This is a genomic window from Phytopseudomonas seleniipraecipitans (genome assembly GCF_900102335.1).
Taxonomy (GTDB): Bacteria; Pseudomonadota; Gammaproteobacteria; order Pseudomonadales; family Pseudomonadaceae; genus Aquipseudomonas; species Aquipseudomonas seleniipraecipitans.
In genome coordinates this window covers 318642-344740 of record NZ_FNBM01000002.1, presented here as the reverse complement: position 1 = coordinate 344740, position 26099 = coordinate 318642, and the positions used below count along the sequence as shown (strand labels likewise).

The 26099-nt window shown below is 62.6% G+C and carries 21 protein-coding genes; 8 read left to right on the top strand and 13 right to left on the bottom strand.

Annotated features, from left to right (window positions below; translation table 11 throughout):
* Positions 1 to 152: 152 nt before the first annotated feature.
* From BLS60_RS06410 to BLS60_RS06390, 5 genes are all read right to left on the bottom strand, one after another.
* A complete protein-coding gene (locus tag BLS60_RS06410; protein ID WP_092366030.1) occupies positions 153 to 1199 on the bottom strand; it encodes an Ldh family oxidoreductase in 1047 nt (348 codons plus the stop codon).
* Positions 1196 to 2722: a tripartite tricarboxylate transporter permease gene (locus BLS60_RS06405; protein ID WP_092366027.1), complete on the bottom strand. Its 1527-nt coding sequence runs from the start codon at positions 2720 to 2722 to the stop codon at positions 1196 to 1198. The genes BLS60_RS06410 and BLS60_RS06405 overlap by 4 nt, the downstream gene beginning before the upstream one ends.
* A gap of 9 nt (positions 2723 to 2731) precedes the next feature.
* On the bottom strand, positions 2732 to 3187 hold the full coding sequence (locus BLS60_RS06400; RefSeq protein ID WP_092366024.1) for a tripartite tricarboxylate transporter TctB family protein: 456 nt from the start codon (positions 3185 to 3187) through the stop codon (positions 2732 to 2734).
* Between the two features lie 68 nt (positions 3188 to 3255).
* Positions 3256 to 4245 carry a tripartite tricarboxylate transporter substrate binding protein gene (locus BLS60_RS06395; protein WP_092366021.1) on the bottom strand — a complete coding sequence of 330 codons (990 nt, stop codon included), beginning with the start codon at positions 4243 to 4245 and terminating at the stop codon, positions 3256 to 3258.
* 159 nt (positions 4246 to 4404) lie between these two features.
* A complete protein-coding gene (locus BLS60_RS06390) occupies positions 4405 to 5349 on the bottom strand; it encodes a LysR family transcriptional regulator (RefSeq protein ID WP_244153371.1) in 945 nt (314 codons plus the stop codon).
* A gap of 165 nt (positions 5350 to 5514) precedes the next feature.
* Here BLS60_RS06390 and BLS60_RS06385 point away from each other — a divergent pair, with 165 nt between their 5' ends.
* Entirely contained in the window at positions 5515 to 6696 is a 1182-nt protein-coding gene (locus tag BLS60_RS06385; RefSeq protein WP_092366018.1) for a fumarylacetoacetate hydrolase family protein, read from the top strand.
* Positions 6697 to 6737: 41 nt separating this feature from the next.
* On the opposite strand, the gene BLS60_RS06380 is transcribed toward BLS60_RS06385, so the two are convergent.
* The 8 genes from BLS60_RS06380 to BLS60_RS06345 all read right to left on the bottom strand — a co-directional run bounded on the left by BLS60_RS06380 (position 6738) and on the right by BLS60_RS06345 (position 17798).
* Positions 6738 to 8150 carry a M16 family metallopeptidase gene (locus BLS60_RS06380; protein ID WP_092366015.1) on the bottom strand — a complete coding sequence of 471 codons (1413 nt, stop codon included), beginning with the start codon at positions 8148 to 8150 and terminating at the stop codon, positions 6738 to 6740.
* Positions 8150 to 9793, bottom strand: a complete 1644-nt coding sequence (locus BLS60_RS06375; RefSeq protein ID WP_092366012.1) for a Na/Pi cotransporter family protein — start codon at positions 9791 to 9793, stop codon at positions 8150 to 8152. The genes BLS60_RS06380 and BLS60_RS06375 overlap by 1 nt, the downstream gene beginning before the upstream one ends.
* A 318-nt stretch (positions 9794 to 10111) precedes the next feature.
* Complete coding sequence (locus tag BLS60_RS06370; protein WP_167357651.1) at positions 10112 to 10942, bottom strand: hypothetical protein; 831 nt, start codon at positions 10940 to 10942, stop codon at positions 10112 to 10114.
* Entirely contained in the window at positions 10942 to 12654 is a 1713-nt protein-coding gene (locus BLS60_RS06365; protein ID WP_092366009.1) for an AAA family ATPase, read from the bottom strand. Before BLS60_RS06365 ends, BLS60_RS06370 begins: the two co-directional genes overlap by 1 nt.
* Before the next feature lie 14 nt (positions 12655 to 12668).
* A complete protein-coding gene (locus BLS60_RS06360; RefSeq protein ID WP_143024586.1) occupies positions 12669 to 14138 on the bottom strand; it encodes an OmpA family protein in 1470 nt (489 codons plus the stop codon).
* A 256-nt stretch (positions 14139 to 14394) separates the two neighbouring features.
* The gene (locus BLS60_RS06355; protein WP_070882159.1) at positions 14395 to 15168 is read right to left on the bottom strand and encodes a TerC family protein; all 774 of its coding nucleotides are present in this window, start codon (positions 15166 to 15168) and stop codon (positions 14395 to 14397) included.
* Positions 15169 to 15269: 101 nt separating this feature from the next.
* Positions 15270 to 16574, bottom strand: coding sequence for a CitMHS family transporter (locus BLS60_RS06350; RefSeq protein ID WP_070882160.1), 1305 nt, complete (start codon positions 16572 to 16574; stop codon positions 15270 to 15272).
* A gap of 309 nt (positions 16575 to 16883) precedes the next feature.
* A complete protein-coding gene (locus BLS60_RS06345; protein ID WP_070882161.1) occupies positions 16884 to 17798 on the bottom strand; it encodes an AEC family transporter in 915 nt (304 codons plus the stop codon).
* A gap of 99 nt (positions 17799 to 17897) precedes the next feature.
* On the opposite strand from BLS60_RS06345, the gene BLS60_RS06340 reads away from it, so the two are divergent.
* From BLS60_RS06340 to BLS60_RS06310, 7 genes are all read left to right on the top strand, one after another.
* Complete coding sequence (locus BLS60_RS06340; RefSeq protein ID WP_070882162.1) at positions 17898 to 18302, top strand: GFA family protein; 405 nt, start codon at positions 17898 to 17900, stop codon at positions 18300 to 18302.
* 287 nt (positions 18303 to 18589) lie between these two features.
* Positions 18590 to 20551: a methyl-accepting chemotaxis protein gene (locus BLS60_RS06335; protein ID WP_092366003.1), complete on the top strand. Its 1962-nt coding sequence runs from the start codon at positions 18590 to 18592 to the stop codon at positions 20549 to 20551.
* A gap of 143 nt (positions 20552 to 20694) precedes the next feature.
* A complete protein-coding gene (locus BLS60_RS06330; RefSeq protein ID WP_092366000.1) occupies positions 20695 to 21081 on the top strand; it encodes a response regulator in 387 nt (128 codons plus the stop codon).
* A gap of 117 nt (positions 21082 to 21198) precedes the next feature.
* Positions 21199 to 21522 (top strand): hypothetical protein, encoded by a 324-nt coding sequence (locus tag BLS60_RS06325; RefSeq protein ID WP_092365997.1) that lies wholly within the window; start codon positions 21199 to 21201, stop codon positions 21520 to 21522.
* 642 nt (positions 21523 to 22164) lie between these two features.
* Positions 22165 to 22845, top strand: a complete 681-nt coding sequence (locus tag BLS60_RS06320) for a (2Fe-2S)-binding protein (RefSeq protein ID WP_070882329.1) — start codon at positions 22165 to 22167, stop codon at positions 22843 to 22845.
* A complete protein-coding gene (locus tag BLS60_RS06315; protein ID WP_092365994.1) occupies positions 22845 to 23843 on the top strand; it encodes an FAD binding domain-containing protein in 999 nt (332 codons plus the stop codon). Before BLS60_RS06320 ends, BLS60_RS06315 begins: the two co-directional genes overlap by 1 nt.
* Entirely contained in the window at positions 23840 to 26062 is a 2223-nt protein-coding gene (locus tag BLS60_RS06310; protein ID WP_092365991.1) for a xanthine dehydrogenase family protein molybdopterin-binding subunit, read from the top strand. Before BLS60_RS06315 ends, BLS60_RS06310 begins: the two co-directional genes overlap by 4 nt.
* The last annotated feature ends 37 nt before the right edge of the window (positions 26063 to 26099 follow it).

Sequence of the window (26099 nt, the reverse complement as noted above, 5' to 3'; positions counted from 1 at the left end):
GCGAAAGTGCACAGTTACTACTCATAGCGCAAAGGGACGCGGTCTGAGGGCTCTGGAACAGTGGCCTCATGGCCATCCGTCCCGGAGCGATAGCTGATCTGCTAGCGCCTCAGGTTTTGCTCTGGTCAATACAATAACCGAACTGCGCGGAATCAGAATGGGTAATCACAACCCGCTTCGCTCGCCGCGGCTCTCAATGCGTCCAGCACGTCATCGGGCAACGCCAGGCCGTGTTCGAATGCCTTCTGGCGTCGAGCGATGCCGGCGTGGCCGGGCATGCGTACTGGGTGTTGCGGCGCGCGCGGGCGGCTGTTCAGGCAGGCATCGACGAAGTGATCCATTTCGGCCTTGAACGCCTCGTCACCGCCGAAAAACACGGGGTCGAAGGTCAGCACCGTGACGGCCGCGCCCCACTGCGTGGGATTGTCCTTGCGGCCGAAACCGCCCAGGCCGGCGGTCAATGCTTCCACCAGAGTGCCCAGGGCAAAGCCTTTGTGGCCGAACTCCAGGCTGCCCAGCGGCAGGATGCTGCCCGGCGGGCTGCTGAAGAAGGCCGCTGTGTCGCGGGTGGGCTGGCCGTCCTGGCCAAGCAGGGCGGCATGCTCCAGCTTGCCGCCGGCCTGATGCGTCTTGTTGACCAGGCCATTGGTGATGGTCGACATGCTGACGTCGATGAGAATCGGTTTGTCGCTGGTGGGAATACCAATGCCCAGGGGGTTGGGGGTGTACACCGGATCGAGGCCGCCATGGGGCGCCACCGAGGCTACGGCCGGGTCGGAGGTGAGTACCAGCGGCATCAGGCCCTGCTCGGTGTAGCGCTGCAGGTACGCCGCCAGGCAGGCGATGTGGTGCGAGCGGCGGATGGTCGCCACGCCGATGCCGAAGTTCCGTGCGGCCTGTGCGGTGAAGGCCAGGGCCTGCTCGACGCAGTATGGGCCAAGCAGGTAATCGGCATCATAGAGCACCGCAGCCGGGCTCTGCCTGACGATCTGCAGGCTGCTGGCACTGCCTTTGGCGTGGCCGGCGCGCAGGTCCTTGAGGTAACCCTGGGCCAGTTTCACGCCGTGGGTGTGGTGGCCGAGCAGGTCGCCTTCGACCAGCACTCGGCTGACCACGGCAGCGACATCGGGGCTGACTGTGGCGTCGAGGAACAGCTGTTCGATGAAGCGCTCGAGCGCTTGGGGGGCGATACGACTCATTCGGTGACTTCCTTGGGGGCCAGAGGGGCATTGCCGCGCTTGCGCCAGAGCCTGGCGAGCAGCGGGAACAGGGCAATGAGCACGACCATCAATGCCAGGCTGGCGCTGATCGGACGTTCGATGAAGGCCAGCAGGTTGCCGTCGGCCTTGATCATCGAGGTCATGAAGTTGTTTTCCAGGATGTTGCCCAGCACCAAGCCGAGGATCGCCGGTGCGATGGGGAAATTGGCGGTAGCGATCAGGTAGGCAACGACGCCACACGCCAGCATGATCCAGATGTCGGTCAGGCTATTGTTGATGGCGAAGGCGCCGACGATGCAGAAGCATAGGATGATCGGCATCAGCACCCGCGTCGGGGTGACGGCGAAGATGTGGGCACTGCGAATCGCCAGGTAGCCGATCGGCAGGAGGATCAGGTTGGCGACGAAGAACGCGGTGAACAGGCCATAGGCCATGGCGCTGTTGTCCATGAAGATGGTCGGCCCCGGGTTCATGCCTTTCATGTACAGCACACCGATGACGATGGCGGTGATCGAGTCGCCGGGGATGCCGAACACCAGTGCTGGAACCCAGGCGCCGGCGACCGCCGAGTTGTTCGCCGAGCCGGCGTCGACCAGCCCTTCGACGTGGCCGGTGCCATAGGCTTCGGGTGTTTTCGAACGCTTTTTGCTAAGCGCATAGGCAATCCAGGCGGCGATGTCGGCACCGGCGCCGGGCAGGGCGCCGATGAACGCGCCTAGGGTGCTACCCCGTATCACGTTCTTCCAATAGCGCTTGAGGTGCATCGGCACCTTGCCAAATACGCTGCCGTGCTGCGCCGCGATGGTGGGCGCGTCGTGTGCGCTGGTCAGCTTGTGCTGGGCGTAGAGCTTCATGACTTCGTACATGGCGAAGAAGCCGATCATCACCGGGATGAAGTTGATCCCGCCCATCAGGTCCGGTACGTCGAAGGTGAAACGCGGGGCGCCTGTGACCAGGTCGAGGCCCACGGTGGCCAGCAGCAAGCCGATCATCAGCGACAGGAAGCCCTTTACCGCCGACCCCTGGGAAATGAATACCGCGCTGCCCAGGCCGAGGATCGCCAGCCAGAAGTATTCGTAGGAGCTGAAGTTGAGGGCGAACTCCGCCAGTGATGGGGCGATCATTACCAGCACCAGGGTGCCGGTCAGGCCGCCGATCACCGAACAGGTGACGTTGAGGCCCAGGGCCTCCCTGGCCCGTCCCTTGCGGCCCAAGGCCGCAGAGTCGGCCACGTAGGCGGCGGAGGCGGGGGTGCCCGGGATGTTCAGGTAGGTGCCGGGAATATCGCCAGCGAAAATGGCCATGGCGGCGGTGGTAATGATTGCCGCGATGGCGGCCGTGGGCTCCATGGCGAACGTGATCGGCACCAATAGTGCGACTGCCATGGTCGCGGAAAGACCGGGAATGGCGCCGACGAAAACGCCGAAGACCGCAGCGATCATGATGACCAGCAGGGTCTGGAAGTTTAAGACCAGCAACATGCCTTCGATTAATTCATTCATAGCGGTTCCTCAGAAACCCAGTGGCCCGGTTGGCAGGGGAACCTTGAGCAGGTGCCCGAAGGACAGGCTGATCACGGTGGTGGCCGTCACGCTGATCGCCACAGTCGGCAGGATGCGTACGCCTTGCTGGATCAGCAGCACCAGCATGATCAGCAGCATCATCAGTGCCGAACCAAGGGTTTCGTTGAAGAGCACATAGGCGGCGACCAGTACGCATGGCAGCAGCGCGCCCAGGCTGGAGCGGATGAACCCCTGGGCGATATGAATGGCAGCGCCGGTCTGGCTTATCTGCCTCATGGCGCTGACGCCCAAGATCGTGCCTCCGATGATCATGCCGATGGCGATCAGCGTGGGGAACAGGTCGGGGCCGTAATGCATGCCCGGCACTGCCGGGAAATCGCGGGCGAGCACGATCACCACGATCCCCAGGGTGATGAAAATCAGGCCGAATAAAAGGTCTTTCATGACGGTGTTCTCTTACGGCGGGGCAAAAACGAGCGACGCTCCGGAGAGCGTCGCGGCGGGCAGAGGAATTACTTCTTCATGCCGATCTTTTCGATGATGTCGCCCATGTACGTGTTGTTGGTTTCTAGGAAGGACGAGAAGTCCGCGGCATTGCGCCATTCCATGCCGAAACCCAGCTTGCGCATGTAGGTGGTGTACTGCTCGGAGTGGTAGGCCTTTTCCAGGGCTTCCTTGAGGCGCTCGACAACTTCCGGCGGCATGTTCTTGGGGCCGGCGACGCCGCGCCATTCACCCAGCGAGTAATCGCTGCCCATGCTTTCCTTAAGGGTAGGAATGTCCGGGAAGGCCGGGTTGCGCTCGGGCGACAGGATCGCCAGGCCCTTGGCTTTGCCGGCTTCGATCATCGAGCGGGCCTCGGGGACCGAGGTCGGCACCAGCTGAATGCTGCCGGCCGCCAGTTCGACCATGGCCGGTGCGGCACCCTGGCTGGGAACGAAGGTGATCTTTTCCGGGGCGATGCCCTGTTCCAGCAACAGACCGGCAAAGGCCACGTGCCAGATACCTCCCAGGCCGGTACCGGAGGCCTTGATGGTGCCCTTGGGCTCGTTGCGGATGGCTTCGAGCAGCTCGCTGACGCTGTCATAGGGCGAGTCCGCCGCGACCTGAACACCCGGGTAGTCATAGTTGGTCATGCCAATCGGGGTGTAGTCCTTGTAGGTCAGCTTGGTCAGCCCCTGCCAGTGCATCATGTTCAATTCGCCGGTGATGAAGCCCAGCGTGTAGCCATCCGGCCTGGCCGCCGCCATCACGCTATGACCGACCACACCGTTGCCGCCGGCACGGTTGACCACGTTGATGGTGACGCCGAGCTCGGCTTCCAGGGCTGAGGCAATACCTCGTGCTGCGGCATCGCTCCCGCCACCGGCGGCCCAGGGCACGATCAACTGAATGGGTTTGTCCGGGTATGCCGCCATTGCCAGGGGAGAAACGAACAGTGCGGAGAGCAGGAGGGATTTCAAGGTACGGCGCGAGGCGCGCACAGCCTGGTACGAAAGCATGACAGTCACCTGTTGAAATTATTGTCAGTGATCACGTCGGCGCATTTGGGGCGCGCGGTCCGCGATAGCCCGTGCCAGAGAGCTGGGCATGAGTTGCAAACTATTGTCTGACAAGTATGACTGTCTAATGAGGCTTAGTAATCACTCCATAACGAACGGTTATCCGCGCTGGCCCAGCACGTGTTGCAGTGCGGTGCAGAATTGTTCGGCATTGGGTGGCAGCGGCTCGTTGCGGCGGCGGATGAGGCCATAGCCGAGCGATGGGGTTTGCAGCGGAGGTTGCAGCAGGACCAACTGGCCCAGGGCAACTTGCTGCAACACGATGGACTCGGGCAGCAGGGCCATGGCCTGGTTGTGATGCAGCAGGTGCAGGGTCGATTGCACGGAGGCGGTCTCCACCCTGTTGGTGGGGAAGCGGATGCCCGCATCGCTGAATGCCTGTTCGCTCATGCGGCGCAACGGTGTGTTGGGTGGATAGACGATCCAGGGCCAGTTTTCAAGGTCGCTGGCGCTCGGTGTGGCTTCCCACGCCAGCGGATGGCTCGGGTCCGCGCACAGCAGGAAGGGCTCGCAGGCGAGCTCTTCGTAGCTGAAGTGCTCCGGCTGGTGCGGCTCGATGAAGCGCCCGATGACTAGATCCAGTTGTTTGTGCTGGAGCATCTGCAGCAGGTGATCGCTGGTGTGTTCGAGTAACTCCACCGTCAGCAGCGGGCGTTGCTGCTTCAGGTGCAGCAGGGTTGCAGGCACCACCTGTGCGGTCGCAGCGAAGATCGCGCCGATGCGCAGGTGCCCGTAGCCGCCTTGGCGAAGCGTTTGCAGCTCCTGGGAGAAATGCTGGCAATCGTTGAGTGTGCGGCGTGCAAAGGCGATCACCACCTGGCCAAGCTCGGTGGCGACCAGCTCGCGCGGTTGGCGGTCGAACAACGGAAAGTCGAGCAACTGCTCGATCTCGCGCAGCATCTTGCTCACGGCGGGTTGACTGAGCCCCATCTGCTGAGCGGTGGCATGCATGTTGGCCGTGTCGGCCAGGGTCGCGATCAACTGCAGATGGCGCAGCCGCAACCAGTTGTGCAGGGCGGGAAGCTTGCTCAGGTTCACTGTCATGGCACTACCGGGAGTTCGGGGGCGATAACCAATGTGTATCGGGTCTTGACGATTCGTCATTGGTCGCGGATGCAGGTGCTTGGCTATGGTCGCACAGCATCGGCTGGAGCCTCCATTCATCTGTGGCGCTCGGCTGCCTCCCCACGACAATAAAAGAGCGTTGCCATGGCCCGTCCCGTAATTCTGACTCCCGATAACACTCTGCCCAACGACGGTTTGACCGGCACCCTGATCGGTCGTATCTGGCTTCCAGGTGCCGTGCCAGGACCTGTTCCTGTGCTGCTGCATGAGGATGGCGTGTTTGACCTCAGCGCTGTGGCCCCTACGTTGGCCGGGCTGTGCGAGCTGGACAACCTCCCGGCGCGCCTGCAAGACAGCCGCACGCAGCGGGTCTGCAGTGTCGCCGACCTGCTGGCCAACAGTGGCAGCGAGCGGGATGCATCGCGCCCAAGCCTGCTGGCGCCAGCCGACCTGCAGGTCATCAAGGCCGCGGGGGTGACCTTCGCCTCGAGCATGGTCGAGCGGGTCATCGAGGAGCGTGCCGGCGGCGATCCGCAGCGCGCCGAAGAAATCCGTGCCCAGGTGCGTGATGTGATCGGCGACAACCTGCGCAGTATCGTCCCCGGATCGGACAATGCCACCCGCCTGAAAACCCTGCTGCAGGAAAAAGGCCTCTGGTCGCAGTACCTGGAAGTAGGCATCGGCCCGGATGCGGAGGTATTCACCAAGGCGCCGGTTTTGGCCGCGATGGGCAGTGGCATGGATATCGGCATTCACCCCAAGTCGGCCTGGAACAACCCGGAGCCGGAGGTGGTGCTGGTGGTCAACAGCCGCGGCCAGGTGCTGGGCGCGACCCTGGGTAACGACGTCAATCTGCGCGATTTTGAGGGCCGCAGTGCGCTGCTGCTGAGCAAGGCCAAGGACAACAATGGCTCCTGCGCCATCGGTCCGTTCTTCCGGCTATTCGACGCCAGTTTTGGCATCGACGATGTGCGCAACTGTGAAGTGGACCTGCGTGTGGAGGGCGAGGATGGCTTTGTGCTCAAGGGTCGCAGCAGCATGAACCAAATCAGCCGTGATCCGTTAGATATCGTGGACCAGACGCTGAATGCCAATCACCAGTATCCCGATGGGTTCTTGCTCTATCTGGGTACTCTGTTTGCTCCCACCGAAGACCGTGACCAACCAGGTAATGGGTTTACTCACAAACTTGGGGATCATGTAAGTATCAGTTGTGGTCAGCTTGGAGGGTTGCATAACCGTGTGCAGCACAGCGACCAACTTTTGCCCTGGCAATTTGGTCTGTTGGCATTTATAAAAAATCTGGCTGATCGGCGGCTTATTTAACCGTATGCCACCGATTTGGCTAACAGCTGGTAGAGATCGGACTAGATCTTGGCATGACCTAAAGAGCGCCTGCGTATTAGCATCCACAGAAATAGTGCGCCTGTCAGCAGACTCAGCAATAAGCATGCTACGGATGCATACAGCCCTGTCATGCCGAACAGAGGTTTTTCCACGCGCTGGTAGGTCGGCTGTTTCAACAGCAGGTTGAGTGCGGCGTCGAGCTGGGCGGTGTGGATCTGCCGCAATTGCTTGGCGGGGTCGGCGAAGCGGCCTTCCTCGTAGTCGCCCAGCGAACTCCAGTAGTAATCGGCGAGCGCGGTGTTGCCCTGCACCGTCCAGTTCTGCCGGGCGAGGGCGACGTTGCGCAGGCGTTCTACGGTATCCGCGTCGAGGCCGTCACGGGCCAGCCCATGCAGCAGGTCGCGCACGCGTTGCAGGGTTTCGTCGACATCGCCGCGCGCCACCTCGGCGTTGATGCTGAAGAAGCTGCTGCTCGCGTAGGCGCTGCGCTCGACGCTGGGGCCATAGGCCAGGCCGTGCTCAAGGCGTAGCTCGCGGTACACCGCCCACTGCAGGTAGTCGCGCAACAGTTGCCAGGTGCCGTGGTCGAGCTCGCCGACCCAGGGTTCGGCGAAGATCAGGTGCACCTTCGCGGTGTCGCCGACCAAGCTATTGCGCAGCGTGCGCTCGGCTTCGGCCTTGCCGGTGCTTTCCGGCAGTTCACGTAACTCGGGCATGGGGCCGGGCGGCAGTTCGCCGAAGCGGCGCTCAAGGTAGGCGGGCAGGCGGCGATCCAGGTCTCCGACCATGATCAGGGTCATGTTGTTGGCCACGTACCACTCGCTGCGCAGGCGCTCCAGGGCGTCGGCGTTCAAATGGTCGAGCGAGTCGTGTTCGGCGCAGGCCAGGCCCAGTTCCATAGCCAGTTGTTCGGTAGCGTCGTTATCGCCCGCCGCGCTGCCGAGCAGGCGTTGCCAGGCCGCAGGGTGTTCGCCGTTCTCATGGGCGATCACCCGCTTGGCCGCGTCGATGCGGGCTTCGCTCAGCTCTGTGTTGAACAGCGCGGCGAGCAGCAGGTCGAGGGCGGCGCGCTGATTGGCTGCCGGTACCTCAAGGACGAAGGTGGTGTCGCTGTCGCGGGTGTAGGCGTTCCAGTCGCCGCCGAGTGCCTGCATGCGCGCTTCCAGCCCGGCCTCGCCGCTGTCATCGATGCCGCTGAACAACAGGTGTTCGAGCAGGTGCGGCAGCTCCTTGTGGCGGCAGTCGAACTGATCGAAACCAACGCCGACCACCAACCGAATGGACACATGGCCGCGTTCGCTGCTCGGCTTGAGGATCAACTGCAGGCCGTTATCCAGCGGGTAGCCTTCTACCTTGAAGCGATCCGCCGCCAGGATGGAGCTGCACAGCAACAGGCTCAGCAGGAGCGACAGCGTGCGACCAGTGGAGAGCACTACTCGCCACCTTCTTCGGCGAGCAGGGCGCCGGTTTCGTGGTTGCCGAGTACAGCGTAAGCGCTTGCGCAGAACAGCGAGTTGAGGCGTTTCATGTCGTCGATCAGTTCCAGGTGGAGAGAGCTGGTTTCCAGACTCTTGACCACCTGCTTGTGTAGACGTTCGACATGTAAATGGGTCAGCCGGCGTTCCTGGATGCGGAAGCGACGCTTCTCACGCAGTAGCTGGCGAGCGGCATCGGCGTCAGCGGAGAAGAACACCGACAGGCCCAGGCGCAGGTTGCCCAGCAGGCGCTCGTGCAGTTCGGTGAGTTCCACCAGTCCGCTTTCCGAGAAGGCGTGGCGCTGCGAGGTTTTCTCGTCCTGGATCTTGCCGAGCATGCGTTCGATGATGTCGCCGGCCCGCTCCAGGTTCGATGAGAACTCGATGATCTCCGCCCAGCGCCGGCTATCGTGCTCGCTCAGCTCCTCTCTCTGCACCTGGGCCAGGTAGAGCTTCACCGCGGTGTAGAGTGCGTCGATATCGTCGTCGATACGGCGCAGATCCTTGCCGAGAATCGGCTGGCTGCCACGCAGAGCATCGAGCAGGTGGCCGAGCATGCTGTCCACCAGATCACCGATGCGCAGGGTTTCACGCACGGCATTGGACAGCGCCAGGCTCGGCGTGGACAGCGCCGTGGGGTCGAGGTGGCGAGCCTTGGCCACGGCGTTCATGTCCGGGCGATCCGGCAGCAGCCAGTTGCAGAAACGCGCCATGAGACCGAGGGTCGGCAGCATCAGCACGCAACGCAGGCTGTTGTAGAGCACGTGAAAACCGATGACCAGTTCCGCCGGATGCCAGTTGAGGCTGTCCAGCCAATGCACCAGCGGATCGAGTACCGGAATCACCAGCAGCAGGCCGATCAGCTTGTAGAGCAGGCTGCCCAGGGCCACGCGGCGGCCGGCCTGGCTCTGCATGCTGGCGTTGAGAAAGGCCAGCACGCCGCTGCCGATATTGGCACCGATCACCAGACCGATGGCCACCGGCAGGCCGATTACCCCGGCGCCGGTCAGCGTGGCGGTGAGCAGCACCGCGGCGAGGCTCGAGTAGGAAATCAGCGCGAACAGCGCGCCGATCACGGCGTCGAGCAGCAGGTCGCCGGTAAGCGAGGCGAACAGTACGTGAATGCCCTTGGCCTCGGTGATCGGCGTGGCGGCCGCCACGATCAGTTGCAGGGCAAGGATCATCAGGCCCAGGCCGATGGCCACGCGGCCGAGCTGGCCAGCACGGGTCTGCTTGCGAGAGAGGAAGAACACCACGCCGAGGAAGATCAGCAGCGGCGACAGCCAGCTGAGATCGAAGGTCAGCACCCGCGCCATCAACGCCGTGCCGACATCGGCGCCAAGCATGATCGCCAGCGCCGGGGTCAGCGCCATCAGCCCCTGGCCTACAAACGAGGTAACCAGCAGCGCCGTGGCGTTACTGCTTTGCACCTGCGCGGTCACGGCGATGCCGGCGACGAACGCCATGGGCCGTTTGCCGACATTGTGGCTGAGCACGCGACGCAGCTGCGAGCCGTACACCCGCAAGATGCCCGTACGTACGATATGCGTGCCCCAGATCAGCAGGGCAATGGCGGACAATAGATTGAGCAGAGTCAACATCACGCATCTCCCTGATACGCAGATTCGATCCCGATACTGGGGGATACTGCCGATGATGGGGAATGACGCCGTGTAGCCACGGCGGATCGACCCGGCTCGTGATTTACCTATGAATGTAGTTCGCCTGGGACGGCCGTTGGCCGCGGCTGGCAACGACCACACCGCGAGAGTGAAGACTCTGCTGCGTAAAGACAAGCTGGCAGCGTACGGCAGCGGGTTTGAGGCAACGCCGGTGGTGAAGTTCGCAGGGATCTGCCTAGCAGCAGGGACAAAAAAGGGGCCTTGTCAGGCCCCTTGCGATCAACACGGACGGTTGCTTCAGCGTATATCCACGGTCAGCGCAGGCGTACCGAAACTCTCCAGTGTTGCGTTGGAGCGTTGCAGGTACTCCCTCCAGAACGCTTCCAGTTTCTGCAGGGTATTGCCTGAGCGGTAGGCGCCTTGAGCGGCACCTGAGACCAGTCCGGCACCGTGCACGTAAACACGGGCGCCGCCTAGATTGGCGAACAGCTGCTTGTGCTCGACCTTCTGCAGTTCAGCAGCCGGGTCGAGGGTGCGTACCTGGTTGGCGCTGTAGAAACTGCCGAAATCGCTGTTTTCCAGCATGTCGGAAACCAGCAGGACGACCTTGTCCAGGGCCGGGCGGCCGGCAATGTCGTCACCGATCTTCTGTAGGCTCGCAAACACCTCGCTGCGGGCGATGTCTTCACCGGGCTTGCCGAAACTGCCGACGAACTGTTTGCCGAACGTCTTCTGAAAGAACACCGTCTGCTGCTTGAGGCAGCTGTCGAGTTGCTTGAGGCTGTTAGTGCCGATGCTGTTGCGCACCTTGCCCTGCAACGGCGAGTCCAGCGTGCCGGCGAATTGCAGCTTCATGTAGTTGTTCTGCAGGAACGCGGAAAACTGATAGAGGCGCACGCTGTCGCCTGGCTTCACGTAGCGCATGGCGTGCTCCCAGGCGCTGCGCTGCAGCTCCTGGGACATCTGTACCGTCTCGTCGATGATCACCACCAGCTCGCGCCCTGACGGCGCGGGCTGTTGCTGGGTCAGTTGGGCGTGCGGGTAGCAGCCGGGAATGTCGTTTCGTTCTTCGGCCAGCGCCGCTGCCATGGGCAGCAGGCACAGGCCGAGTGCAAACAGCCTGCGCATCAGGCGCCTGCCTTGGCGCGGCTGATGGCGAGTTGTACTTTCTGCTTGCTAGCCAGTTTGCCGGTATCCACGCCCAGCTCGCTGGCGATGCTGTTGAGTTCCTCGCTGGTGTAGATGGTCAGGTCACCCAGGCTGGCGATCAGCGTGGCTTCGTCTTCAACGGCAGGGGCTGGAGCGACAACCGCAGCCGTGACGCTGTCCTCTACCAGCGGTGCCGGTGCAGCTGGTGCGGCAACTGGCTCGGCCAGCGGAGCAGGAGCGGTAACTGCCACCGGAGGCGCTGCACGCAATGCCTGGCGCTCCTGTTCGAGGGCAATACGCTCGCGTTCCTGGTTCACTTCACGGCGCAGCTTGGCGAGTTCGTCCTGGCCGGCCTTTTCTTCGGCGCTGACGAGCTCCTGAGCCTTTTTCGCGTCTTCACGGGCTTTCTTCTGTTCTTCGCCGCTGACATACAGGGCGAAGCTGCGACGGTGCCCGCGATCGGTGCTACCGCCCAACGCGTGGCGATGTTCAATGCGTTCTTGCAGGCTGCTCAGCTGGGCTTCGGCATCCCGGGCGACCTGGTCGCGTTTGAGCTGGTGGAAGCTGGCGAACTCGCTGGCGCTGCTGAACCCGGTGATGTAGCCCGCGGCTTCTTTGGACTGAATGCCCGCGAAGGAACGGAACATGCCGATCAGCACACCGATGATCTGCACACCGACAAAGATCACCGAAAGAATGATGAAGGTCAGCTTGTAGGCAAAGATGCGGTCGCCGGCGACTTCGCTGTTGGCGCGCTGGTCAGCCGCCTGACCGTCTGCCACGGCATCGGCCGGCAGTTCGAACGGCGAGTTGCTTGATGCCGCGCTGAACGGGTCGTTGCTTTCTGTCTGCGCGTAAGGCGAGTCGTTGACCTGCTGGGTTTCCAACTCGTTGATGGTCGAGGCGCGGATCAGGTAAGCACCCACGGCAAGGATCAGGATCAGCGCAACGGCAATGATGCTTTTCCACCAGGTCGGGGTGACCGTGGCGTTGTGCTGCACGCGGTTGATGATATGCAGGTACTTGGGATCAGCGTTGTCCAGCTCGGTGTGGTCGAGGTCGACGTTGTTGTCCGACTGCAGTTTCTTGGCTTCGTTATCGCGTTTGGCCTGGGTGTGCCACAGGCGCGCTTTGCTGATCAGGCCGTTTTTGTGGATCTCCGCGCCCATCAGGTGGGTCGCCGGAACCAGAATGGTGCCGATCAACACCGAGATGACGATGGCCGAGAACTCCGCCTGGTTGGCGGAAATGTTGTTGGCGATAAAGGGTGACAGCACCAGGGCGAAGATGAATGCTTCGAGGATCACCAGAAAGATGCTGGCGCCCCACAAGGCCATGCCGGTCGGCTTGCGACCGCGTTCTTCGACCTTGTTCAGGTAGTTGGCGCACTTGTCGTAGAACGCTGCATCCTTGTTTACGCGCTCGTAGAACCGGTGGTACTTGGCGCACAGCTCACGCTCGGTCTTGTACCAGACAGTGTCATTTTCATCGCGGTCTTCGACCTGGGCGCGACGTGAGGCGCTGGCCACATGGCCGATCACCGGGAAGGAGCAGGCCAGGTTGAGGAAGAAGTACTTGACCGCTTCCCACCAGCGGATGACCACGATGGTCAGCAGCATCAGCCCGAGCAGCGGCCAGACGATGTAGCGATAGGCCGCCAGGGCCGTTGTCAGCGTTTCGAACAGTTCCATTTCGTTCCCCAGGTTCAGCCGCGCACAGGCGCATAGGCAGCGGCGTAAGGTTCGCCACCGTTGTCGTAATACAGTGTGCCGTCCAGGCTCTTGTCGCCCGCCTTGCGCAGTACCACATCGATGCACGACACCGGCGCCTTGTTCGGCTGGTCGACGAACACGCGATAGAGGATGGCGTCTTCGCCCTCGTAGGTGTTGGCGGTAGCGGCAAGGGTGTCGTTTGCCTTGCCCTTGTTGTTGGCGTAGTCGCGGGTCACGTAGACCTTGGGGTTCTGCACCAGCGTGGCGTTGTCACGCAGCACCGCGACAGGCGACAGGGTCACCAGATGACCGTTGACCAGGCTGGCCCAGGCGCGCCCGTTCATGCCCGGCAGGTAGTCGCGGGTGGCATGTTCGTTGAGGCTGGCGCCGGTGGCGAAGCTCTTCACCTCGCCGCTCAGACGCGGGGTATCGGCTTGGCAGCCACTCACCGGAATCTCGTTGGCATAGGCGCTGGATATGATCGCAAAGCCGCCGCTTTTGGGTTTGATCGACTGGGCCAGGTTCCACTCGCTGCCACGCGCAGGCTGACCCCCAAAGTCGACCAGGGCGCGATTCACTGCACGTGCCGCCGGTTTGCCCGGTTTGGCTGTGCCTGGCTGCTCGGTTTTGCTGCCCGTGGCTGCAATTGGCGTCGATTTTTTCGGTGCGCTGGTTGCGGTGCCGTGGGCCAAGTATTTGGGATTGTTCTGCTCGGCGTTGACGCGTTTGACCAATGTTGCACGGTCGTTCACCTCGACGATTTCCACCCGGCGATTCTTGCCGCGCTGCAATGGGTCGGTATTGTCGGCAATCGGTCGCGAGGCGCCTGCGCCCTGAAAGTACATGCGTTCCTTGGCGATCCCCTGCTCGGCGAGAATGCTGGCCACCGCGCGGGCACGGCGCTCAGACAGCGCCTGGTTGGTCGCCGCACTGCCGGTGGCATCGGTATGGCCGACCACCAGAATCGCGGTGGTGCCTTTCTCGCCCGGCTTGCCGGCGAAGGCGCTGGCGAGCTTGCGCACCTGGCGTTGGCCATCGGTGCTCAGGGTCGCGCTGCCCAGCGGGAACATGCCTTCGTCCTGCACTTGGGCAACGATGCCTGCTTCTTCTGGCGCGGCGCCAACTTTAACGGCCGGGGTCTGCAGGGTTTCAACCTGCATGGTCAGGTTCTCTTCCCTGGCCAGTTGTTCAAGGCGCTGTAGGCGGTTCTTGTAATACAACGCCAAGCCACAACCGGCAGCCGCACCGACCGCTGCGCCGGCAATCAACGCGCCCTGGTCGCCCTTGCCTGCGGCCGCGACTGCGGCAGCGCCTGCCAACGCACCCAGCACACCGCCCGCCAGGCAGTTGGTGGTGTTGCTATTAGAACTGGAGAAATCGTTAAGGGTGGCGCAACTGGTGGTCACCAGGCAGATGGCGACCGCCGTGGCAGTCATCCGGAAGGAGTGGCTTAAAGAGGCCAATATGATGGTTCCTGTTTGTGTGGCTGAGCCGCAGAAACAGAAACGACAACGCTAACTGCTTCGTCCATGAGGCTGGCAATTCGAAATCAGCCGATCCTTGAAAGGCGCAGATTTCATCACATCGATAATGGCACGACAATGGCGTCAATAAGAAAATGTCACATTTCTTGACGCAGACCGGCGCGCGGCACCGAATCAGCCATAAAAAACGGAGCCCGCGGGCTCCGTTTTTGGGTGAGGCATCAGCTCAAGCCGATCACTGCCCAGGCACGTCCTTGCGCAGTTTCACCGGGTCGACGTCGTCCTTGCCTTCGGCGCGGCGACGCGCGGTGCGCATGCGGATGTTCAGCGCTTCCACGCCCAGGGAGAAGGCCATGGCGAAGTAGACGTAGCCTTTCGGTACGTGGACTTCGAACGCTTCGGCGATCAGTACGGTACCCACCACGATGAGGAACGACAGGGCCAGCATCTTCAGGCTCGGGTGTTTCTCGATGAAATCGCTGATAGCGCCTGCGCAGAGCATCATCACCAGAACGGCAACGACGATGGCGGCGACCATCACCGGCACATGGGAGACCATGCCGACCGCGGTGATCACCGAGTCCAGCGAGAACACGATGTCGATGATGGCGATCTGAATGATGGTGCCAATGAAGTGTTTGGCCGCGCCTTTCGGCTGGTCGACGTTTTCTTCTTCACCTTCCAGGCCGTGGTAGATCTCGCTGCTGCTTTTCCACAGCAGGAACAGGCCACCGAAGAACAGGATCAGGTCCCGCCCGGAAATCCCCTGGCCAAACACGTGGAACAGGTCGGTAGTCAAACGCATGATCCAGGTGATCGACAGCAGCAACAGAATGCGCGTGACCATGGCCAGGGCCAGACCGAAGAAGCGGGTGCGCGCCTGAAGGTGCGGCGGCATGCGGCTGACCAGAATGGCGATCATGATGATGTTATCGATGCCCAGGACGATTTCCAGGGCAGTCAGCGTCAAGAAGGCAACCCAGATTTCCGGGTTAGTCAGCCATTCCATAAAGATTCCTTGCAGGTGATTTGAACGACTGGCCCGCGAATAGGGCCAGGAGGCCAAATTCTAGCCTCAGTCATGTGAAATTTTCGTCAAAACGTTTCGGCTTAGCTACCGAATAACGGGAACACACCCAGTACCAGCGCGGCTGCGAGGATCGCCATGCAGATCAATATCGCCCACTTGAGGGTGAATCGCTGCAGGTCACCGAACTCGATTTTCGCCAGGCCGATCAGCAGGTAAGTCGACGGTACCAGCGGGCTGAGCAAGTGCACTGGCTGGCCGACGATCGACGCACGGGCCATTTCCACGGCGCTGATGCCGTATCCCGACGCGGCCTGGTTGAGCACCGGCAGAATGCCGTAGTAGAAGGCATCGTTGGACATGAAGAAGGTGAACGGCATGCTCACCAGTGCGGTGATCACCGCCAGGTGCGGGCCCAGCGCGTCGGGTATCACCGCCAGCAGGCTCTTGGACATGGCGTCGACCATGCCGGTGCCGGTCAGGATGCCAGTGAAGATGCCCGCGGCGAAGATCAGGCCAACCACCGCCAGCACGTTGCCGGCATGGGCGGAGATGCGGTCTTTCTGCTGCTGCAGGCACGGGTAGTTGATGATCATCGCGATGCTGAAGGCGATCATGAACAGCACGGGCATGGGCAGCAGGCCGGCGATCAGGGTGGTCATCAGAACCACGGTGAGGATGGCGTTGATCAGGATCAGTTTCGGGCGCCGCGCTTCGGGGAACTGCGAGACGCTGATCTCATCCTGGGTGACCTTGCCTTCCGGCAGTTGCAGCACGCCCAGGCGCTTGCGCTCACGCAGGCCATAGAGGTACGCGACGCCGAACAGCACGATGGCGCCGACGATCATGCCTGGAATCATCGGCACGAATACGTCCGATGGGTCGACGTGCAGGGCGCTGGCGGCGCGTGCGGTCGGGCCGCCCCACGGGGTCATGTTCATGATGCCGCCGGCCATGATGATAAGGCCGGCCATGATCGTCGGGCTCATCTTCAAACGGCTGTACAGCGGCAGCATGGCGCCAACGCAGATCATGTAGGTGGTCGAGCCGTCGCCGTCCAGGGAAACGATCAGGGCCAGCGCCACGGTGCCGACGGCGACCTTCAGAGGGTCACCCTTGACCAGCTTGAGGATCATGCGCACCGGCGGGTCGAACAGGCCCGAGTCGATCATGATGGCGAAATACAGGATGGCGAACATCAGCATTACGCCGGTTGGCGCGAGCTTGCTGATGCCTTCGAGCATCATCGGGCCGATCTGGGTGGCGAAGCCACCGATCAACGCGAAAATGATCGGGATGATGATCAGAGCGATGAGCGCCGACAGGCGTTTGCTCATGATCAGGTACATGAAAGTCGAAACCATGGCAAAGCCAAGGAAAGTCAGCATGGAGATTCTCCGGACGTGATTCGGCTACGGTGCGAGAAGGCGGTCAGCGTTAGCGAGGGGGCGAACGGAGGGGATGCAGCAGGCGCGGGGAGCTGGGGCGGAGCATGGTTGTTTTACCTGTTTTGTTCTTGTTGGTGGCAGCTGCGGGCCTCTCTGGCGGCAGCTCATCGACCGATCTTTTGTCGGTCAGTGGGCGGATGCTAGAACACCAAGCTTTCTGCCAGCTTTCGTCGAAAACAGATAATTGAACCGTGTTCGCGGTGTGCGTGCGCGGCCAGAGATGACGCTCCAGGCCGCGACAGCCGAGTGCTAGAGCGCGTGCTCCAGCAGATACAGCATGGCCACCAGCGAAGCGGCGGCAAACAGGTGCTGCAGGGTGATGATGCCGGCCATCAGATTTCCGTCCCCGCCCAGCTGGCGTGTCAGCACGTAGGAGGTGGGGGCAGTCGGCAGGGCGAAGAACAACACCAGCACGGTGCTTTCCATGGCCGGCAGCTGCAGCGCGTACGCCACGGCGAACGCCAGCAGCGGCATCAATAGCAGGCGCAGCACGCTGTTCCAGGCCAGGGCTGGAACTTCGCCGCCCAGCAGTTCCGGCTTCAACGCCGCACCGACACACAGCAAGCCCAGCGGCAGGCTGGCCGCAGCCAGCATGCCCAGCAGGCGATCACTGCCGCCTGGCAGCCCCAGGCCGCTGAGATTGACCAGGGCGCCGGCCAGGCAGGCGAGGATCAGCGGGTTGCGGATAATTGGGAGCAGCAGGCCGCGGGCGCTGACGCCGCGCTCGGCGGTTAGCGACCACACCGATAACACGTTGACCGTCGGCACCATCAGCGCCAGCATCAGCGCGGCCAGGGTCAAACCGGGCTGGCCAAACAGGCTGCCCACCGCAGCAAGGCCCAGGTAAGTATTGAAGCGCAGAATGCCCTGACTGAACGCGCCAAAGCGCGAGGCCGGCCAGCCGCGCAGGCGGCGGACGATCAGCAACGCCAGCCAGGCGATGCCCAGCCCCAACAGCACCGCGAGTGCCATGCGCGGCAGCTGCGGGTTGTTCAGCGGCGCGTTGGCCAGGCTGTTGAACAGCAGGGCCGGGAACAGGATGAAGTAGTTGAGGCGTTCAGCGCCGGGCCAGAAAGCCTCGCTGGGGAAGCCGCGACGACGCAATACATAGCCGCCGACGATCAGCGCGAAGAGTGGCCAGAGGGCCAGAAGCAGTTCGGTCACGGGAGCCCCCGGTGGTGGTGAGCGTGCATCTTCGCCAGTGCAGCATGAACAGGCAAGCCAGGACGAGCGGTTAATGACGACACGATTCAGGAGCGGGCGATGAGCGATATCCACCGTGGTGGCTGCCAGTGCGGCGCCGTGCGTTACCAGTTCCAGGCGCCGCTGCGCGACATCGCGCACTGCCACTGTTCGATCTGTCGGCGCAGTACAGGCGGCATTCTGGTGACGTGGATCACCGTGCCGTTCGAGGCTTTCGTCTGGCTACAGGGTGAGCCGGCGCGCTATGCCTCGTCGACGACCTGCGCGCGGTACTTCTGCGGTAGTTGTGGCGCCCACCTGGCCCTGTTCACTTCGCTCAGCCCACAGAGCCTGGATGTGACCATCGCGACGCTCGACCATCCCGAGCAGGCGCCGGCCGACCGGCACATCTGGACGCAGAGCCGGTTGCCCTGGCTCACGGTCGATGCGCAGCTGCCCGAGGAGGTGCAGGAGCACATCGACTGAGCGAATCTGCCTCAGCCCTGCCAATTCACAGACTGCTTCCATGAGGCGCCGGGCGCCCAGCTGCCCGTTGGAGGTGTCATGTTCGCGGCGGGTTACCGGCCACTCGCTCTAAAGAATGGCAGCGCCGCGCCGATGAACAGTGAGTCTGCCTTAACCCCATGCTTTGCGTGCCGCATTGATATGCGCTTCCTCCTGCCTAACGCGCCGTCATAAAAAGCGCGACCGCAGGCATTATGTTTTCGCTTCGTCAGCCCAGGTCTGCGAAGCAGATGAATAGGTGATGCACCGTGCTCAGAAATATCCCGTTGAGCCTCAAGTTGCTGTTGATACTCGCGTGCCCGGTATTGGGCTTTCTCTGGTTGGCGACGCTGCAGGTGGTGGGGAGCTACCAGACGCTGCAGGAGATGGACCGGACGCAGGAGGCCAGCGCCGCTGCCCAGAAGGTCAGCCAATTGATTACCGTGGTGCAACGCGAGCGCGGCGCCAGTGGCGTTTTCCTGGGCAGCCAGGGCAAGAGCATGCAGGACGTTCTAATACGCATGCGCGGACAGACCGATACCGCGTTGGCCGAAGCTCGCGCGCTATCTGGTGAGGCCGAAGCGCAGCTCGACGAGGCATTAGCTGCCTTGAACGGCCTGGATGCGACCCGCGGGCAGATCGACAAGCTGGCGATCAACAACCGCGAATCGGGGGCGCGTTACACCGCCATCATTCGCACGCTAATCGGCTACACCCATGCTCTGGAGCGCAGCGTCGACGACCCTTCGCTGGCGCGAGCGCTGTCATCGCTCAACCAGTTCATCGAGATGAAGGAGCGGGCAGGCCGCGAGCGCGCCATGCTGGGCGTAGTGTTCAACCAGGATCGTTTCGACGCCGACCTGCTCTCTACCTTCAGCCGCAACCTCGGCGAATTCTCCGCCTATTCGGAAGGTTTCAGGCGCAATGCGTCCGCGGCGTTCGTGGGCAAGCTCGATGAAAAGATGCAACAGCCCAGTGGGCTGGAAGTCGCCCGCCTGCAGAAGCTGGCCTTCGAAACGCCGCTCGGCCAGCCGCTGGGCGTGAAAGCGGAAACCTGGTTCCAGACCTCCACCAACCGCATCGACTTGATGGGCGAAGTGGAGACCGAGCTGGGTCAGAGCGTCAGCACCCTGGCGGGCGAGGCACGCAACCAGGCCGCTGCGGTGCTGTGGATGACGCTGATCGGCGTGCTGGTGGCGTTGGCCGTGGTGGCCGTGTTGTCGTACCTGATCATCAGCAACATCCAATTTGCCGTGCGCGAGGCGAACACTGCGTTGCTGGCGCTCTCCAAGCGCGACCTCACGGCGCGTTCCGCGTATCAGGGCAATGACGAGTTCGGCGCAATTACCCGCAACCTCAACACCATGGCCAGCGAGCTGGCGCAGACCATCCGGGAGATAGGCTCAGCCACTGCCCAGGTGGCCACCGCAGCGGAAGAATCCTCGGCGGTGACGCTGCAGACCAGTAACAGCCTGCAGCGCCAGCGTCAGGGCACCGAGCTGGTGGTGACGGCGATAAACGAGATGAGCGCGACGGTTCGTGAAGTGGCGCAAAGCACCAACGACGCCGCTGACATGTCACGCCAGGTGAACCTGAATACCACCCAGGGTCGGCAGGAGATCGAGCGTACGGTCGAGGTCATCCGTGAGCTCTCCACCCAGGCTGACGAGACGGCTCGGATCATTGGCGATCTGAAGCAGGAGAGTGATTCGATCTCCACGGTGCTCGACGTGATTCGCGGTATCGCCGACCAGACCAACCTGCTGGCCCTCAACGCGGCGATCGAGGCTGCCCGGGCCGGTGATCACGGGCGTGGTTTCGCTGTGGTGGCGTCCGAAGTCCGCACGCTGGCGCAGAAGACTCAGGAGTCCACGGTCAGTATTCAGGAGATGATCGCCAATCTGCAAAAAGGCTCCGACCTCGCCGCGCATTCCATGCAGGAAACCCTTGGCAAGGCACGCGCGGGGGCGGTCAATATCGAGCGTGCGGGTGACCTGCTGGCCGAAATCGCTGCCGGTGTCGCGGGCATCAGTGATCGCAACATGCAGATCGCCACGGCGGCTGAAGAGCAGAGTGCGGTAGCCGAAGATATCAACCGCAATGTCGTAGAGATCAACGACGTGGCCATTCAGGTCAGCTCCGGTGCCGAGCAAACTGCGGCGACCAGCCTGGAACTGGCACGGCTGGCCGAGCATCAGCAGAAGCTGGTGAGTCGCTTCCAGCTGGGGTAATCACCTCACCTTTGGCATCGCCCGGCCTGGACGGTGGGCGATGCACGGGCTGGCTGCATTGCCGGTAGTCGAAATAGCAGAAGATTTATGAATCTTGCCCAGGGCGGCGGGTCAGAGCGTGACCCCACTGCTGGATCAATGCGATGCCACTGATAGTCATAGCCGAAGACGAACGCTCCATCAGAGAGCTCCTCGTGGAAATCTTCGAAGAACAAGGCCACCAGGTAAAGGCGTTTCCTTGCGCCGATGATGCCTGGGAGTTCCTTGCCAGCTGTGATGGTCAGGTGCAGATGGTGCTGACCGATTTCAGCATGCCCGGCGATATCGACGGTATTTTCCTCGCCCACCTGATCCGCGATCGCTTCCCGGATCTGCCGATCATCATCTCCTCCGGCTTTCTGGAGGGCACCAACGATTTCGAGGGCCTCAATGTCGCGGTGATTCCCAAGCCGTGGACGGTCACCCAGTTGCTCGACATGTGCTCGGCAATGACCCCGCAACCTCCTTTGCCCGGTGCCAAGCAGGCCTGAGCGAGCCGCTTGCCGGCCGCTGTTATCGGCCGCACTACGGAGCGCATCATGTGACAGCGCAGAAACGTCGGCAGGTATGTAAAATCGCCGCCCCGTTTTACAGCTGGAGATGTCACGTTGGCCATTCACTACTCGCCTTCCCAGAACACGGTCGCCTGTGGCCGCACCGGTTCGAGCCTGAGCGTTACCGAGGATCAGACGCAGGTTTCCTGCAAGCTGTGCCTGCGTTCGCTGGAGAAGGAGGCTGCCCCTGCCGAGGCGGTCAACCGCACGCCAAGCCTTGCTGAGCTGCGCGCGGCTGCCCGTGCTGCGAAGACCGCGACCAAGCAAACCGAGCCGAAGGCAGCGGTCAGCGTCCGGGCGGCGTGGCAGCACAAATTGGCGCAATTGCCAGGCCGTAATCGCTTGCCACGTGGCGCGGCCCGTCAAGCCTTCGTCTAGGCCGCATCGACCAGGGCCTGCGGCGGATGCGTTGCGGCCCCGGTCCGATCCCTCAATAGCTGTTCTCGTTCGATTGCCTGGCTGATAGCTCACCAGGACGCTTTTTAAGCGCCGATGACAATTTTTTTATTGCCTATTACTCCGCCGCTCGCCTGTTAATCGTCATGGCGATGGTGAGTGGCTCGCAGCGTCTGTTTCCATGAATAGGCAAGTTTGCTCACGAAAATGCGGGTGGCGGGCCGCTCGATACGCGGCAGCGCCTCTGTTATCGGCAGCTGCATCCCCGCAGGTGCAACGGCCGCCACTGGCCAATTTTCGATTGATGAGCCTCGTTCATCACGCCTTGTAGAATTCAATGGCTAAACAGCCGCGAGCGCAGCTGCTAGCGTCAATGGTTGCCGGCATTCGCGACGAGGCAATTGTTTGGGCTTAAGGCTCGTTTTCTCATCCAGTCAGGTAGGCAGCCCAGGACTGATTGGTCGAGGAGCGCAGGCCCGTGCGCGCTTCCGAAAAACACTGAACCGAAGCGATAGCCGCAGCTACCAAGCTCAATGCCTTGCGCAGTGCCATTAAAACGAAATGAGTCGTGGCGGCTTCCCGGACCGGGCGGCTGCCAACATGAGCGACCTAGAGGTGACCGTGATGAAAGACCAGAAAACCGGGCCAGGTCCGGTGGTGGAAGTGGACCCGTCTGCGTTGGCAGTGATGCCGACGCGCCGCAGCTTCCTCAAGTTCGGCGCCTCGGGTATCGCTGCCAGCGCGCTGTCCGGCCTGCTGCCTGATAGCGCGCTAGCGGCCGTCCAGCAGGCTGCGCCGGTGGTGGACAGCTCCGCGCCCGGCGTCGGCGAGCAGCGTATCCGCCTGACCGTGAATGGGCAGGTACACACGCTGAACGTGCCGGCCAATGCCATTCTGCTCGACGTGCTGCGTGACCGGCTGCAACTGACCGGTACCAAGAAGGGCTGCGATTACGGGCAGTGCGGCGCGTGTACGCTGTTGGTCAATGACGTGGCGATCAACAGCTGCCTGTCGCTGGCCGTGCAGCACGACGGCGACAGCATCACCACCATCGAAGGCCTCGCCCAGGGCGGCACGCTGCACCCGGTGCAGGAAGCCTTCTGGGAACACGATGCCTACCAGTGCGGCTACTGCACATCCGGGCAGATCATGAGCGCCGTGGCAATTCTCAAGGACCCGAACATCCCCAGTGATGACGCCAGCGTGCGCGAAGCCATGAGCGGCAACATCTGTCGCTGCGGCGCCTACAAGAACATCCTCAGCGCGGTGCAATCCGCGCGTTCGAAGATGGGAGGGACGGTCTGATGCGTACGTTTACTTTCGTGCGTGCCGAGTCGCCCGCACACGCCGTTGGCTCGATGAGCGGCGACGCGCCACGCGCCTACCTGGCCGGCGGCACCACGCTGCTAGATCTGGTCAAGCTCGACGTGATGCAGCCCGAGCAAATCGTCGACATCAATCACCTGCCGTTGAAGCAGGTCGAGCGCCTGGCTGATGGCCGGCTGCGGGTCGGCGCGCTGGTCAGCAATACTGAACTGGCCAATCACCCCCTGGTGCGCGAGCACTACCCGGTGTTGGCCGAGGCGATTCTTGCCGGTGCGTCCACGCAACTGCGCAACAAGGCCACTACCGCCGGTAACCTCATGCAGCGGGTGCGCTGCAATTATTTTCGTGATGGCGCCTCCGCCTGCAACAAGCGTGAGCCGGGCTCCGGCTGCGCGGCCATCGGCGGGCTGAACCGTAGCGTGCACGCGGTGCTGGGCACCAGCGATCAGTGCATTGCCACGCATCCGTCGGACATGTGTGTGGCGATGGCCGCTATCGGCGCACAGGTGACGGTACGAGGCGTTGCTGGCGAGCGCGAAATTCCGTTCGCCGACTTCCACCTGTTGCCCGGCGACACGCCATGGCGCGAGCATGCGCTGGAGCGCGGCGAGCTGATTACCCACGTGACCCTCGACGCGCCGCTGGCCGGCAGTCGCTCTGCCTACCTCAAGCTGCGCGACCGCGCTTCCTACCAGTTCGCCCTGGCTTCCAGCGCGATCATCCTGGTGCTCGACGGGCAGCGCATCGCCGACGCACGCATCGCCCTTGGCGGTGTGGCCAGCAAGCCGTGGCGCGCCCGGGAGGCCGAGCAGGCGCTGATCGGCCAACGGGCAACGCCGAAAATCTTTGCCCGCGTTGCTGAGCTGGCACTCAAGGGCGCGCGCGGCTATGAGCACAACGCCTTCAAAATCCCACTGGGTCAGCAGGTGGTTGCACGCAACCTTCGCGACCTGACGGCCCAGGAGCTTTCTTCATGAGCGATAAGATCATTGGCGTCCCTCATCGGCGCGTCGAAGGCCGCCAGAAGGTCAGCGGTGCGGCGCTGTATGCTGCCGATCATCATCTCGATGGCCAGCTCTATGCCTACGGCGTTTACAGCACCATTGCCAGCGGGCGGGTCGTGGCCATTCACGAAGATGAGGCGCGGCGTATGCCAGGCGTCGTCGAGATCCTCCATCACGGCAATTTCCCGCGCCTGCATCGCACGCCGAGCGGCAACAAGAACCTGCTGCAGAACATCCTCGCCGCCAGCAAGGTGGATGAACATCGACTTCCCTTCGAAGATGATCGCGTCTACTACCCGGGGCAGTTCGTCGCCCTGGTAGTGGCGAAAACCTTCGAGCAGGCGAGGGCGGCAGCGTATCGGGTGCGTGTCGATTACCAGGCCGAGGAGGCCATCAAGAGCCTGCAGGAAGCGCTGCGGACACGCGGTGCGCGGGCAGGTGGTGGTGGTCACGAGCGGGGTGAGCCCGAGCCAGCGTTTCAACAGGGCGCGCACCGCATTGATGTGACCTATACGACGCCGGTAGAAACCCATAACCCGATGGAGATGCACGCCACCACCGCACACTGGCGCGACGGCCGGCTGTTCGTTTACGAGAGCAGCCAGGGCGTGGTCAACCACCGCAATGTGCTGGCCAAGGTTTTCGACTTGTCACCCGATCAAGTCGAGGTGCTCGCGCCCTATATCGGCTCTGGTTTCGGCGGCAAACTCTGGCCCTGGCCACATTCGATTGCCGCCTGCGCCGCTGCTCGCGTCACTCAGCGCCCGGTGCAGTTGGTGGTGCCTCGCGAGCAGATGTTCACCACCGTCGGCCATCGCCCGGAAACCCGTCAGCGCCTGCGCCTGGCCACCGATGCGCAGGGTAAGCTGGTGTCCCTTCGTCATGAGTCGTACAACAGCACCTCGACGTTGGATAACTACACCGAGACCTGCGGTGCGGTGACCCAGAGCCTGTATTCGTGCCCGAATGTCCTGGTCAGCCATAACATGAGCCCGGTCAACCGCGGCACGCCAACATCGATGCGCGCGCCCGGAGCAGCGCCCGGACTGTTTGCGCTGGAGTCGGCCATCGATGAAATGGCCCTGGCCAGTGGCGTCGATCCGCTGGTCTTCCGCCAGGTGAACCTCGCCAGCAAGGACGAAAGCCTCGACCTGCCATGGTCCAGCAACCATTTGCCCGAAGCGATAGAGAAAGCCGCCGAGCGCTTCGGCTGGCATCAGCGCAATCCGGCGGTCGGCGCCATGCGTGACGGTGACGAGGTAATCGGTTACGGCATAGGCGCCTGCAACTGGGAAGCCTTCCAGGTGGCCACCGACGCGCGGGTGATCCTGCGCAGCGATGGCAGTGCGCTGGTGCAATGCGGTTTGCAGGACATCGGCACCGGCACCTACACGGTCATCGCGCAAACGGTCAGCGAACTGACCGGCCTGCCGATGGAGCGCGTCGAGGTGCAGCTGGGCAATTCGTCGTTTCCTCCCGGCGCGCTGTCCGGCGGCTCCTGGGTGACGGCTAGCATGATGCCAGCCGTCGCGGGTGCAACTCGCCAGGCGCTGGATACGCTGCGCGAGTATGCGGTGATGAACAACGGCCCGTTCGCCGGGGGCGACCCGCAGAGCCTCGAACTGGGCGAAAACGGGCAACTGCGCAAGGGTGATGTGAGCGCCAGCTTCGCTGATGTACTCACCCGGCAGCGCTTGTCGCGTGCCGAGGCCACTTACCACAGCGGCGGCTCGCAGAACGACAAGTACTCGTTCCGCTCGTTTGGTGTGCACTTCGTCGAAGTGCGCTGGGACCCAGGCATCTCGCACCTGCGTGTGTCGCGTGTGGTGAGTGCGATCGACGTGGGTAAGGTGGTCAACCCGCTGGCGGCGCGCAACCAGGTCGAAGGCGCGATCATCATGGGCATCGGTATGTCGCTGTTCGAGGCCGCCGAACACGACCCGCGCGACGGCCTGCCGGTGAACAACAACTTCGCCGAATACATGGTGCCGGTGCATGGCGATCAACCGGACATCGACGTGTTGTTGCTCGACTACCCCGATTACCAACTCGGTGAGTTCGGTGCCCGTGGCATCGGCGAAATCGGCGTGACCGGGTTGGCTGCGGCGGTTGCCAATGCCGTTTACCACGCCACCGGGCGGCGAGTGCGCAGCTTGCCCATCACCAAGGAAAAATTGATGGCCGCTCGCTAGGGGCTTCCAGTAGCAGGCTGCCAGTCGGCGGCCTGCC